Genomic DNA, 12,402 nt, shown 5'->3' with positions numbered 1-12,402 from the left:
CCGTCATGGCAGCGTTATTCCCCGCAGAAAAAGTGCAACAACCGTGCCCGCGTTTGAGCGAACAGGCGGCTAAGACGCTGCCCGATGCCCGCGTCTACAGCCAGCGGCTGCCCCAGTGCCCGGCGCTGGCGCTGTACCTGCTCGATGCCGATTACCCCCAACACCTGCTGGACGATGAGACCATACTGCGGTTGATGGACGAGCCCTCCTACTGGGCGTTTTGCTGGGCCAGCGGCCAGGTGATGGCGCGCTATCTGCTCGATGCGCCGCACTGGGTGGCGGGTAAGCGGGTGTTGGATTTTGGCTGCGGCTCGGGGGTGGCGGCGATCGCCGCGGCCAAGGCCGGTGCCGCCCACGTGGTGGCCTGTGATATCGACCCGGTGGCGCAGTTGGCGACGGCGCGCAACGCCGAGCTGAACGGTGTCGAGCTGGACATCTGTGGTGACTTCTTTGCCTATCACCAGCCCATCGATATTATTCTGGTTGCCGACGTGCTCTACGATCGAGAGAATATGCCGCTATTGGCTGAGTTTGCCCGTCGCGCAAAAACAGTCTTGTTAGCCGACTCCAGGGTGCGTAATCTAACGGTAGAACCCTATCGAAAGCGGCAGACCTTCGAGAGCAGTACCATCCCTGATCTCGATGAATCACGGGAGTTTAATCAGGTGAATATTTACAGTGCCCAGTATGAAGAGGTCGCCTCCGACGGTGCCCAATGCTAGCGGTGAAAAAGATAACAGGAAAAACACTTGGTGAATGGCAGCGATTGCTGTATAAAACCACAGTATAAATCATGAGGAGGAAACTATGGCTGTAGTGGCTATGTGGCTTTGCGACCGGGACGACAGTATGTTTAGTGATAAAAAAGCGGCGGAAGAACACGATAAAATGTTGGAGCTGGCAGAGAATATCTCTGCCTTGATTGAGCAGCACGTTGAAGATATCGACGAGAACGCGCTCGAGGAAATTGGCCTGGTGTTGGCGCGTCGCCGCGAGGTGTTGGCGAAAGCCTGTAAGGGCAAGCCAGAGCTGCTGCTAGAGCCGGACGAAGAGTTCGACGAGTAGCGCTCGAGCACACCGTTGCCGGCATCATTACGGCGTCGACGACGGTGTAGAATTGTTAACTGATTTAATGCATTAAGCGTTTTTGCATTCTCCAGCGCAGCTGGTACAATGCCCGCCACGCCCCCATGGCACAGCTGGATAGCGCGGTCCCCTCCTAAGGGACAGGTCAGTGGTTCGAATCCACTTGGGGGCACCAAATACTCTTCCGCTCCAATTCTCTACTCTTCACCGCATGCTGTAATCACTACGTTTAAGCCCTATTATGTTCCTCATTAGGCCGTCCTCTTTCGCGTAAAGTGGGACATTTTTGTTGGTACTTTTGTTGGTACCTCGCCTAACCTGGCGAGCAGGTACCAACAAAAGGGACAATGTTAGGTGGGTGAGTATGCTTACAACACTAGTCGTTAAGAATGCTAAGGCTAAAGAAAAACCTTATAAGCTGTCCGACGGGGGTGGGCTTTTTTTGTTGGTCAAAAGCGCAGGCTTAAAGTATTGGCGCCTGGCATATCGGTTCGGCGGTAAGCAAAAAACGTTGGCTCTTGGTGTTTACCCCGAAGTCTCGTTACTTGAGGCTAGAGAGGCGCGTGAGAACGCTAAGCGACAAATCCGTTCGGGGGTCGATCCGGCAGAGACAAGGAGGGCAGAGAAGGCTAGTAACTCTACTGCAATGGCGAATACTTTTAGCGTGATTGCTGAAGAGTGGTACCAGAGAAATATTAAGACCTGGGCTGCTTCTACCGCTAAAAAAAGACGATGGTTAATGGATAAAAACCTAGTGCCTTATCTCGGTAAATATCCGATTAACGAGCTTAAAACTATCGATCTATTGAAAGTCATACAGCGATTAGAAACACGTGGTGCTATAGAGACTGCTTATAATGCGCTCCAGGTGATGGGGCAGATTTTCAGGTATGCGGTACAAACTCAGAGAATTGAGCATAACCCTGTACCAGACCTGGCTGGCTCGATTCAAGCGAAGGTCGTAAAGCCTCGCGCGGCGATCACAGAGCCGGCAGAGCTTGGGCGGCTGTTAGTTGATATAGATGGTTACTATGGCAGCCATGTCGTTAGAACGATGCTGGCGTTGGCGCCATTACTATTTCAGCGACCAGGGGAGGTTGCAGGGATGGAGTGGAATGAATTGGATCTTGATGGTGCGCTGTGGATTATCCCCAAGGAGCGCAAGAAGGAACGGAACACACGTGAAGATGATCATATTGTCCCTCTGTCTCGTCAGGCTGTTGCCTTGTTACGCGATATCTACCCGCTGACAGGGCATAGCCGTTATGTATTCACTAATCAACAGCGAGAGTCTAAATCTGCGACTCCTGCCTCGGTAAACAAGGCAATGCGTAAGATGGGGTATTGCACAAAGAACACGCAGTCATTTCATGGTTTTCGCGCTACGGCGAGAACAATGCTTGATGAGCGTCTTGGCTTTCCTGTTGAGTGGATAGAGCACCAGTCTGGCCGTTCTGTTCGTGACCCATTAGGCCGTACGTACAACCGAACTAAGCACCTGGACCAGCGAATAGATATGATTCAGAAGTGGGCAGATTACCTTGATGAATTAAAGGGACAGACACTAGCAGGCAATGTGATTGCAGGAAGTTTTCAACAGAGAAGGTAGTAAGTGAGGTGGCTGTAGAGAATTGTTTTGTCTGTGAGATTGTTATGCCTCCGAGTGCCGTAGCTATGGAACTAGTTGGGCTTAAGCGTTAATATAATTAAATTAACACTATGCCTATGATATTGTAGGTAAATATTTACGAGGCTTAAATGTCAAATCTTATTGATGAATTTAACAATGCTCGCCTGAAAGTCCAATCAGACCAATATCCTATGTCTATAGGTGAACTGTCAAATCTGTATGATGATGGTGACTTGGATATACACCCTGATTTTCAAAGAATTTATCGTTGGAGCTCCGAGCAAAAGAGTAAACTTATAGAATCTATTTTACTTAGCATCCCCTTGCCTTCTATCTTTGTCTCTCAGCGAGAGGATGGTGTGTGGGATGTGGTTGATGGTGTGCAGCGTATATCAACTATTTTATCCTTTATGGGTAAACTTAAAGATTCTAATGGAGAGATACAGCCAGCTTTAGAGTTAGAGTCAACAAAATACCTACCGTCTCTCAAGGGTAAAAAATGGAGTGATGACAGTGTTGATGGCGAAATTGATCAGGAGATAAAACGGGTATTTAAACGAGAAAAAATTGACATAAAAATAATAAAACGTGAAAGTGAAGACGATACAAAGTTTGAGCTTTTTCAACGACTTAATACCGGTGGTTCTAAGCTTTCCGATCAAGAAGTCAGAAACTGCATGCTGTTAATGCTTAATGCGAATGCTTATAATTGGCTGAAGGGGTTGGCTGAAGATAAATGCTTTTTATCAACTACACCTGTTTCAGAAAGGCAAAAAAGAGAATGTTATGGCCAAGAACTTGCTTTAAGGTTTTTTGTCCAGAGGTTTTCTTCAGAAGAGATCAGGGCAGAGCACAAAGATATAGGCGCTTATATCAGTGCAGAGATGAATCGCTTGTTGAGTAAGGATTCTGGATTTGACTTCGATAAAGAAGAAGAATTATTCAAAAAAACATTTAAGTTGATTGATGCTGCATGTGATGAAAGTGCGTTTAAGAAATACAATCACATAAAAGAACGCTATGAAGGTGCTGTGAGTGTGACAGTTTATGAGGCGGTAGCGGCCCCTGTATCGGTTTTGATTGAAAAAAATTCAAAAAGTGATGAGGAAATCATAGAGCTTATACGCAGCGAAACGAAGGCACTTACTAATCATGATGATTATAAAAATATAATCGAAAAGTCCGTTCGACCAGTAGATAGAATGATTAGGCTGAATAAGTTAGGCAAGGAGTTGATCTGTTGAAAATACGATCAGCATTGGAGCTTCAAGACTCTCTTGATAATGATCTTGCATGGAGAAAGAGAGAGTTTACAAATTTAAAGTTCTTGACTTCAGATAAAAGGCAGCATAAAAAATCTGTTGTTATGAGAAGCTCTATAGTTCTACTGTACTCTCATTGGGAAGGACATATTAAGTATTGCGCCGAAGCTTATTTGAATTATTTGTCATATGTAGCGCCGAAATGTCAGGACATGACAGACAACTTCCTGCATATGAGTGCGGGTCATAGGATTGGGAAAGGGGCCTCTGCAAATAGTTTTTCTAGCCAAAAAAAAATCTTTGAATGTTATGAGGAAAGCAAGGCGAATAAATTTAGAGTGGATCCATCAAGTGTTATTAATACCCATTCAAATCTAAATTACGAGGTGCTTTCGGCTATACTTTCTCAGCTCGGGTTGAGAACGTCAACCTTCGAGTTAAAAGAAAATTTCCTTAATACAAAGCTTATAAAGTATAGGAACAAAATTGCTCATGGTGAATACGTTAGACAAGAAGATTTAGAGAGCGTTTATAACGATTTACCTGATCAGTTGTTAGGTATGATACAGTCTTTCAAAGATCTTATAATAGACTCGGTAGAGTCAGGTCTGTATTTAAAATAAAATTTAAGATTTTCAATCTATAGGTATGTCTTTAATAACGCCTATAGTTAGGTGCCTCATTCTAGCTCTATCATTAAGGAAATCATTCGTTTTTTCGGAGCACAGTACTCGTAGTAAGCTAACACAGTCTTCTACCTTTAAGCTTTTTGGTGTTATTACAACCATATGGTTTTCGACGGCAGCAGGGTGTTCGATGTTGACAATAGTTGCAGATGCTCGATTTTTGTTGGACGGGCTAGAGGTGCGTTTAACTAAAACAAATGGTGGCTTAAAGACCTTCCCCTTAAAACGTCTATACTTTGTTTCCTTGTAGACAGTTTTTCCAGCTGGGCTATTTTTGAGGTCGAAATATGGGTGTAGTGGTCCTTCTTCTGGTGCACGATAAGCTACTAAGGAACCAGTGTTTACATCGTAAAGATCTGATAGGGGCGTGTAATTATTTAAAGGTTTATGCCACTCAATTTTGTTCTTATGCTTTGCCCCAAAATAGCCAGACAAAATAAATACATCAACATCAGTTTTTGAGTTGAATGCTCCCCAGATGTCGCAAGAAGCTATTATTCTAGTGGTAACATAGCTCCTAAACTTATGATAAGAGCTTCCTGAACGTAAAACATCAGGAAGGATTGCGGCAATGTTGGAATCCTTGGGTAATAGCCTAATATACTTATCAAAAATAATCCCGGCCGCGTTGATCTTGCCTTTCCCCCAATAATTTTCTAAAGGCGAAGGCCAAGTAGTGAACGGTGGGTTCATTATTATATGAGTAACCTGGCTTAGCTCTTTTTCTGTTACCGACAATGCATCCCCTACTTTAATGTTGGGAAGAGATAAGAGTGCCTCCTCAAGGTTGCAGTCAATTTCAACGCCTCTGTTAATGGCTTCGATTATAATTCTTAGCTTCGCAGACTCGATGAAATGATGATGTATATCGGTTCCGTGTAGTACTTTCCCCCAAGAAAGCAACGTTTTGGATAGTTTAGATTTGACGCCTAACTTGCGTGAGCACTCGATTAGCAAGTTTCCTGCACCGCAAGCGGGGTCTAATACTATTGAGTTAAGTGTTATCGGTGCTAGAAAAGAGTTGACTAATTTTGTAGCAAGTAATTGTCCTGTAAAATAGCTGCCAGCTTCTCGCATCTCTTCTTTTGAGAGGCAATCTCTTAATATGTCATCAATCGAGTCTAAATCAACAGCGGACTGCAAGAGTTCAGCGTCTAATGACCCGAAGATGCTTCGTATCGATTGATTGTGTTTGGCAAGTCTTTTCATAAAAATACTGCGTAAATCTTGCTAGTATATCACTTGGTAATGTTTAGTTGTAGTGCGCTAATTGCTTGATATATTTAGCATATAAATATAACTTGAGGTTAAGTGATATAGCGCATAGTAAGCCTTTGTTGTGCGTAATGGCTCTAGACTGTTTATCTCTTGCCCGATGTTGCAATATGAGCTTACTGGTTTTATCTTGCGGTAGTGATTGAGGCAGGTTGGGGTTTTGAAGTATTCGAGTATGATATATAGAAAGATAAAGGTCTTTGGGGCGTTATCTTCCGAGCTTGCACTTATCGGAATAAAATTGATCGTGATTTAGTGTGCGACTACGATAGAACTTCGCTATCGCAGTCTTTTATATAGGGTTAGTAGATGTTAAAAAAGGATTATTGCAGCGCGATATAAGCTGGAGGTGTTTTGCACTGACTAAAGCTGTATGTACGATTAAAGCCATTGGTGCTGGTTACTTTATACTCACCGCTTGTAATTGAAATTTCGATATCACCCTGATCGTTGTGGATCGGATATTTGCTAGCATCCCAGCCATCATCCTCAGTGCTTTTGCTCTCGGCAAACTCACCATTATCATCTTGTCCATCACCAGTAATTAGTACAACAGAGCCTGCTTCGGCAAGTTGCTTCAAGGTTGTTTTCTTAGGGAGTCGATCGTGACCAAACTTAGTTGAGATGATAGAGACTTCAGGCTTTAGCTTATTTGCCAGGTCACTTGATGTACTGGTATCAGAGCCATGATGATTGACATTTAATACGTCGACATCATTACCACCTATAATCGCACCCGATAGCAGCATTAACTCTTCGGCCCTAGGTTTATCTTTCCAGCTAGCTCCTGTTTGATCTCCTCCAGAGTACATAGTGAACTCTTTGTGACGTATAGTGACCCCGATAGACCCAGGGTTCTCATCGAAGTATTTATTGCCTTTAGATGGGTCTAGGTCTAAGTCGTTAGATTTACCGCGTGTATCGCCTCGCACGGAGACGACACGAATGCTTACTTCGTCTTCTGCGCCGAGATATATGGTGTCACCATACTCTGCTTTCTGGCGTATGAAGTTGCTCTCACCCTCGTCTTGTACTCCATTGCCGTTAAAGTCACCAGTTGATATAACGTACTTACCGTAAACTGTCTGTTTACCTGTTGGAGATAAAAGTGTTCGCTTCCCTGATGGGCCCTGGTCGTAGACTCTTTCTACAGCGATGCCGTTTTCGATGAGACTAGGGAGCCCCTTGATATGGTCTGCGTCATAGTGAGTGGTTATGACAGCCTTAAGTGTGTTGATGCCTTTGTCCTTTAGGTAATTAGCTATCCTTACCCCCTGATCGGCACGGCGTCCAGAGTCTATAAGTACCGCTTCTAAGTTAGGGGAGATGATTACCATTGCTGCAGCTTGGTCAACGTTGAAGACCGTGATCAGTGGATCTATTCGTTTGTCGGGGCTCTGGGTTTCGGCGTTGGTTTGCGAGATAGTTGTGCACGCTAATAGCGCCCACAGAAGGGTTTGCTTCAATATATTCATAATTAGTCCATTAATTGTTTGATTGAAGAAGACGCTTATTTAGCCTTCTTCTGAAAGGCTACGGCGTTGCCCTAATTAAAACAAACAAGAAAGGGTTATATTACCGGCTAGATATCGGTGTAAAGATAGAAAAGAGGGGCTGAAGCTTGGTGGTTTTATGAAACTATGATGAAGGAGTGGTTATTGTAATCGCTTATTATTTTGAAGTTTGTGGGACGTAAGTTTGATTATTTGAGGTCTAATCAATTAGACAATAATGATGTATTATCTTGAAGTATAATATGCATAGTGGTGCTTTAGGTTAAAGGAGATGGATTACCATGTTTCAAATGACTAAGAGAATACTGGAGAAGACTGAGGCCAGTATTTTAGGTCTGTCAACGGATCATAAAGCTTGGAGCTTTTTTACAAGATTTGTCTTGTTCCCTTTCTCCTATTTGAGGATAGGAGTTGAAGAGTTTTTTAAGCCGTTAGGCGTTTACTCATTTGTTTTAATAATTATTTTCTCTTTTTTTACTCTTATGGCCTCTTCTAGTTTTAATGATCATCGTGAATACTCGGTCTATATATTAAGTCTCAGTGTTTTTCTGCCAATGATACCTGCTATATTTTCTGTTCCTAGTACTTATGCATATTATGGTGTTACTGATAAACACGTAAAAATAACAACTGATCACATAGAAAAGGAAAGGCTAGATACTATAGAAAAGATTGAGTTGCTGGAGGAGAATATAGATAAGATATACAGTAGAGTCACAGCAAGAGTTTCCTTTTATAAGTGGCTGGTTGGCGCTATATGGGCTGTTTATATATTCGGGTTAAATATTCAGATAAAGATCCTTCCTAAGGATGATTTAACTTTCATTGGCTCATTTCTATCTCAAGGTTTTTTAATTTTTTCTATAGTATTCTTTTCTACTTTGTCGGCAATTATTCTGGTTGTCGGATATAAAAGAGCATCGGACCTGATCATTAAGAGCATAGAGTTTGGTTGCGTGCAAAAAAAGCATGACTTACTTGAATTAGGTTTAGAAAAATAATTTAGCTAATGAGTATGTTTGTTTTAATGGTCAAAACCGAGAGGAGTTGCTGGTAAATAGCCTCACTAGCTCTAAGTAATCTAATGACCCCTGTGTGTATTGTTTGTCCACACCTGAAGTTGTTCGTATTTATTTCATACGTCAGTGATAACCTTCCCTCGAGCTCGAGTTACCTCTGCTGCTGTATCTGCACCTTCATATCTTGGAGGTGTTGCTCTGCGGCGATTGATGCTGTTGCATCATTTATCCTCTTGCTTAGATCGGATATTTGCTAGCACCCCAGTCCTTGCTCTCAGCGTATTGAGAATGCTAAATACTTGGCAGCTAACATCTAGAATTGGCTAAGTCGCTTATATAACACCTCGTATAAGCGACTTAATCCATTATTGTTATGGGTTTGTTTTGGTGAACTCTAGTTTGTCACTTATGATGGCGCCGTCCAGAGGATCGGCTACGTACCACGTCAGCGAGTATTCACCAGCAGGAAACCAACTGTGTATATTCAAGTAAGTGCGTGTGTATTCTTTGCTTTCCCCTGCGCCTAGCTGAACCTTTCGAGATTTATGAATTGGGTACTCTTGGCCATCAGGGAAAGACAATACAGACCACTGGATATAGTCCTTGTAAGATGAGAGCAAATCTATATTTTCAATGCTTGCATCGTACTTCACTCTACCACCGGTCGCAGCGACAAGGCCTTCCCCTGCATCTAAGGTGATACCCACACCAAAGGTTTGAAGGCTGCTACTCTCTTCGCCAGTAATGGTAACGTCAAGACTTTTCAGTGTAGCTTCGCCGTTTGTCATGCTAATTGTAAATGAGTGCTCACCGTCAAGAAATGCGGGCTCCAGATTCCAAGCCATTGTACAGAACTCCCTGTGGTTCTGAGCTTCTGCCCCGTCATTGCTCCAAAGTAACTCCAAGCCTGTGGTTTCTAAGGGGGTGTATGGTACTGAAAGCGTCATCGAATCACCTACATCTAGCAAGTCGTCTTCGTACTTAGCCCAAAAACATACCACTTCTATGGATGAAAATGTCTTCCCGAAGTTTACAGTTACTTCATAGCTTGTTGGTGCTTCTAAATGGAGAGGAAGTCCCTGTCCCTGATCGAAGGTAACTGTCGCTTTAGAATCAGCAGCATAAGCGGCACTTGAGATAATACTCGTTGCAGTAGCGATGGAGGCGATGGTAGCGATGGAACATAATAGGTTTTTCAAATTTCTTCTCCATGAAATGATAGTTGGTCGTCCTGACCGTGCTTGATATCAGGCTGGAGGTGCACCCCTCCATTTTGCTTGATTGACTTAGTCTAGTTACGGTTTATTGTTTGTCAAAGCAGTGTGTAACTACGTTGATGTGTGTTTTAAAGTATATGGTCGTTAGTATGATTTGTTGTTAAGGGTAGTGGCTTATGAGCTCTTTCTAGGCCAAGCAAAGGCTTTTTATGCTTTTCTTGGTTACTGTATTTAGGTGCTCCTAAATATGGAGAGGAAATGGTTAATGTTTTTTATGAAAAATATTTCTGTGTGGTTATTTAATTTTTGTGTTTCTGTGAGGGTGAAGAAATGATTTCTGTTGATTTTTATTTTAAGGTTGCTGGAAGTGATATGACTTTGCTGTTGGGGGATTATAATACTAATAATGTTAATATTAGTTTCTTTCAAAGTGAGGTTGTATCCAGGTATGACAAGGATCTTCGCGGTTATGGGGAGATACGCGGAGAGGGAAGGTTTCCTAGCGGGGTCGGTAGCGCAATTTCAAAACAGTTTTTAAATATTCCATTTTCTATATCTAAAAATAAAGTAAAGGAAAATGGTTTTGTTAAGTTTTATTTTGAAGGTGGTGATTATCCGGATTACTTGGTGGTTAGCTTCAAGTTAGGCCTGGTGGAGAAAGTAATAAGGCACGAACTAGGTGTTTTAGATACATTGATGTCGTTATCAGAGGATACGGCAGGAGTGCTATATGTGACGTTTTCAGACTTAGGTGTATATTGTAATTTTAAAGGGGACGATGCAATAGAGTCCATAGAATTTGCTAAGAATCTTATAGCAACTTAATAAATGTTTTTTTGATATGTTGCAGTCAAGGCTGACTTTGGTAAGGGGGGTAATATAAGGCTGGAAAAAGAAGATGATTAGGTTGCTATAAGTAAAGCAAGTTCACTTGCGTGAGTTTTTCTGTTTAGTTGCGCAATCTTCTAGCCCATGCTTGAAGTTGCTCATACTTATTCCATGTGTCAGTAATTGCTCTCCCTCGAGCTCGAGTTACCTCTGCTGCTGTATCTGCACCTTCATATCTTGGAAGTAATGGTGGTGGCTCCATTAGATCGGCTGGTGGCTGCGGGTAGGGTAGGCGTTGTAACGTTGTTGAGTTTGAGCAGCCCGGAGCGATTAATACAATCACGAGTATTAGGGAGAGCCTTGTGATACTTGTCGACATATTTGATGACCTCTTTGGTTTTAACCTGCTGCTTTTTCAGTTGCTCGGCGGCGAGTGATGCTATTGCAGCGTTCAGTTGCCTGCTTAACTTCTCCTGGTCTCGCCTTGCCATAGCTTCGATTTCGTTTTGGCGCTTAGTCTCTGCGTTGATATCAGAGGCATGCTGTACAGCCTTCCCTGCGATATAAACTGCGGAGTGTGAGACTAATGCAGCAAGTAATAATATGGTTGGTATGATGCGGTTACCCATAGGGTATCCTAGAGTATTGATCACCAATTAAGCAGATCTTCACGCACGATTCTCCTCAAGCATTTTTGTATATACGCCGATCTTGCGGGCATCAGAGTCAAATTGACCTTTGTGATTAATTCGAGATGAATACTTGATGATATTGCCTAGTAGGAAGCCTTCGTATTGTTCTGGTGTTAACTTGGCTTTGAGAATGCAGATAGTCTTGATCCCCCCTGCATCATAATGGCTATCAGCTTTAGCAGGCGTATGAGGTCCTGAGGCGGAGCTGGATGGAGTGGTAACCGTAGGGGGGGGCTTGGCTTTCATAAATATAGGATCCTATGTTTCGTGGTGAGGTATGTTGATGGAAGGTGGGAGTTCACTGTGTCGACGTCATTCTTCTTAGTTTCTCGTTTTTAAGCTTTAATGCATTTGAAGCTGAATGACTCTCACGAACACTTCGAGTTTTCTGGCCTGTGCTAATAACAATCCTTCGGGCAGTAAATGGGGATATTCCCCATTTATCCCCAATCTCCTTCGGTGTGTAACCTTCCCTGTACTCTTCGGCAATGATGTTCGCACACTGCCACGCCTTCTTTGTTTTTATCATGCTCACGCCACCCCCAAGCCTGTTACTTTCCTGCTGGCTTCTCCGTTTAACCCCTTTGCTATCAAGTGCGGAAGTTATTGCTGTACGTGAGACGTCGTAATCATTGGCTAGTATGCGAAGAGAGTGGCCGGCAAGGTAGGCTTGTGCGATTTCATCGGCATAGGCAAGGGCTTTTGATTTCATGGTAGAGCCTGCGGTAAGTGTTCGGCTCATCACTTTTAGTTCATGTTTGGAAAACTTCATTATGTACCTCGCTAATATTTGCGTTACTGCGGAAGTAGGGAAGAGCTCTCTTCTCTCTCGTACCTTTCCCATGAGATTTTTTCTTCGCCATTCTTTGTAGTGCCAATAATGCTCAGAACTCGAACCTCTAGGTCTTTATAGTTGTCCTTATCGCATGCCTTGATGAACTCGTCGCAGAACTGAGGTGCATCGTATCGCCACGAAAGGATGACTTTGCGCCCTTGTTTATATATTGCTTCAGCCTTCAGTTCAGACTCTTTTAGCCACTCTTCATAAGTTAGATTCTTGCTGCTAACAGCCTTTTTGGCCTTGATGAGGCAGAGCTGCCGTGAAACGCCGAATACAGCAAATGCACTCACGGGGTTATCTCAACTACTGCCTGGGTGTCACTAAGGATTAAGGAGCTAATAAGCTGTTGTCC

At 43.2% G+C, this 12,402-nt stretch carries 14 protein-coding genes and 1 tRNA gene; 8 read left to right on the top strand and 7 right to left on the bottom strand.

From position 1 onward, the window contains the following. Window positions 1–5 precede the first annotated feature (5 nt). The 6 genes from EDC56_RS06370 to EDC56_RS06345 all read left to right on the top strand — a co-directional run bounded on the left by EDC56_RS06370 (window position 6) and on the right by EDC56_RS06345 (window position 4,601). On the top strand, window positions 6–722 hold the full coding sequence (locus tag EDC56_RS06370; RefSeq protein WP_123711638.1) for a class I SAM-dependent methyltransferase: 717 nt from the start codon (window positions 6–8) through the stop codon (window positions 720–722). 85 nt (window positions 723–807) lie between these two features. Then, a complete protein-coding gene (locus EDC56_RS06365) occupies window positions 808–1,065 on the top strand; it encodes a YebG family protein (protein WP_123711637.1) in 258 nt (85 codons plus the stop codon). Between the two features lie 119 nt (window positions 1,066–1,184). Beyond that, window positions 1,185–1,261, top strand: a tRNA-Arg gene (locus EDC56_RS06360). A 189-nt stretch (window positions 1,262–1,450) separates the two neighbouring features. Beyond that, window positions 1,451–2,695, top strand: a complete 1,245-nt coding sequence (locus EDC56_RS06355; RefSeq protein WP_123711636.1) for a tyrosine-type recombinase/integrase — start codon at window positions 1,451–1,453, stop codon at window positions 2,693–2,695. 149 nt (window positions 2,696–2,844) lie between these two features. Next, window positions 2,845–3,960 carry a DUF262 domain-containing protein gene (locus EDC56_RS06350; protein ID WP_123711635.1) on the top strand — a complete coding sequence of 372 codons (1,116 nt, stop codon included), beginning with the start codon at window positions 2,845–2,847 and terminating at the stop codon, window positions 3,958–3,960. Continuing rightward, window positions 3,957–4,601: an MAE_28990/MAE_18760 family HEPN-like nuclease gene (locus tag EDC56_RS06345; protein ID WP_123711634.1), complete on the top strand. Its 645-nt coding sequence runs from the start codon at window positions 3,957–3,959 to the stop codon at window positions 4,599–4,601. Before EDC56_RS06350 ends, EDC56_RS06345 begins: the two co-directional genes overlap by 4 nt. A 12-nt stretch (window positions 4,602–4,613) precedes the next feature. Here EDC56_RS06345 and EDC56_RS06340 read toward each other — a convergent pair whose 3' ends face one another. Both EDC56_RS06340 and EDC56_RS06335 read right to left on the bottom strand, forming a co-directional pair. Next, window positions 4,614–5,873, bottom strand: a complete 1,260-nt coding sequence (locus tag EDC56_RS06340) for an N-6 DNA methylase (protein WP_123711633.1) — start codon at window positions 5,871–5,873, stop codon at window positions 4,614–4,616. Between the two features lie 389 nt (window positions 5,874–6,262). Beyond that, window positions 6,263–7,414 (bottom strand): ComEC/Rec2 family competence protein, encoded by a 1,152-nt coding sequence (locus tag EDC56_RS06335; RefSeq protein ID WP_123711632.1) that lies wholly within the window; start codon window positions 7,412–7,414, stop codon window positions 6,263–6,265. A 320-nt stretch (window positions 7,415–7,734) separates the two neighbouring features. Here EDC56_RS06335 and EDC56_RS06330 point away from each other — a divergent pair, with 320 nt between their 5' ends. Beyond that, a complete protein-coding gene (locus EDC56_RS06330; RefSeq protein WP_123711631.1) occupies window positions 7,735–8,454 on the top strand; it encodes a hypothetical protein in 720 nt (239 codons plus the stop codon). Between the two features lie 389 nt (window positions 8,455–8,843). Here the strand turns inward: EDC56_RS06330 and EDC56_RS06325 are convergent, their stop codons facing one another. Continuing rightward, entirely contained in the window at window positions 8,844–9,671 is an 828-nt protein-coding gene (locus tag EDC56_RS06325) for a hypothetical protein (RefSeq protein ID WP_123711630.1), read from the bottom strand. Between the two features lie 348 nt (window positions 9,672–10,019). On the opposite strand from EDC56_RS06325, the gene EDC56_RS06320 reads away from it, so the two are divergent. Next, entirely contained in the window at window positions 10,020–10,514 is a 495-nt protein-coding gene (locus tag EDC56_RS06320; protein ID WP_123711629.1) for a hypothetical protein, read from the top strand. A gap of 233 nt (window positions 10,515–10,747) precedes the next feature. On the opposite strand, the gene EDC56_RS06315 is transcribed toward EDC56_RS06320, so the two are convergent. Genes EDC56_RS06315 through EDC56_RS06300 form a run of 4 tightly spaced genes read right to left on the bottom strand, consistent with a single transcriptional unit; the run spans window position 10,748 to window position 12,340 of the window. Further along, window positions 10,748–11,146 (bottom strand): hypothetical protein, encoded by a 399-nt coding sequence (locus tag EDC56_RS06315; RefSeq protein ID WP_123711628.1) that lies wholly within the window; start codon window positions 11,144–11,146, stop codon window positions 10,748–10,750. 39 nt (window positions 11,147–11,185) lie between these two features. Further along, window positions 11,186–11,455 (bottom strand): DUF3310 domain-containing protein, encoded by a 270-nt coding sequence (locus EDC56_RS06310; RefSeq protein WP_123711627.1) that lies wholly within the window; start codon window positions 11,453–11,455, stop codon window positions 11,186–11,188. A gap of 52 nt (window positions 11,456–11,507) precedes the next feature. Next, window positions 11,508–11,981: a hypothetical protein gene (locus EDC56_RS06305; protein WP_123711626.1), complete on the bottom strand. Its 474-nt coding sequence runs from the start codon at window positions 11,979–11,981 to the stop codon at window positions 11,508–11,510. 23 nt (window positions 11,982–12,004) lie between these two features. After that, the gene (locus tag EDC56_RS06300) at window positions 12,005–12,340 is read right to left on the bottom strand and encodes a hypothetical protein (protein ID WP_123711625.1); all 336 of its coding nucleotides are present in this window, start codon (window positions 12,338–12,340) and stop codon (window positions 12,005–12,007) included. Window positions 12,341–12,402: the final 62 nt, after the last annotated feature.

It is taken from the genome of Sinobacterium caligoides (assembly GCF_003752585.1).
Classification (GTDB): domain Bacteria; phylum Pseudomonadota; class Gammaproteobacteria; order Pseudomonadales; family Sinobacteriaceae; genus Sinobacterium; species Sinobacterium caligoides.
Note: the sequence above shows the minus strand (reverse complement) of the source record. Positions and strands in the feature narration are given on the sequence as shown.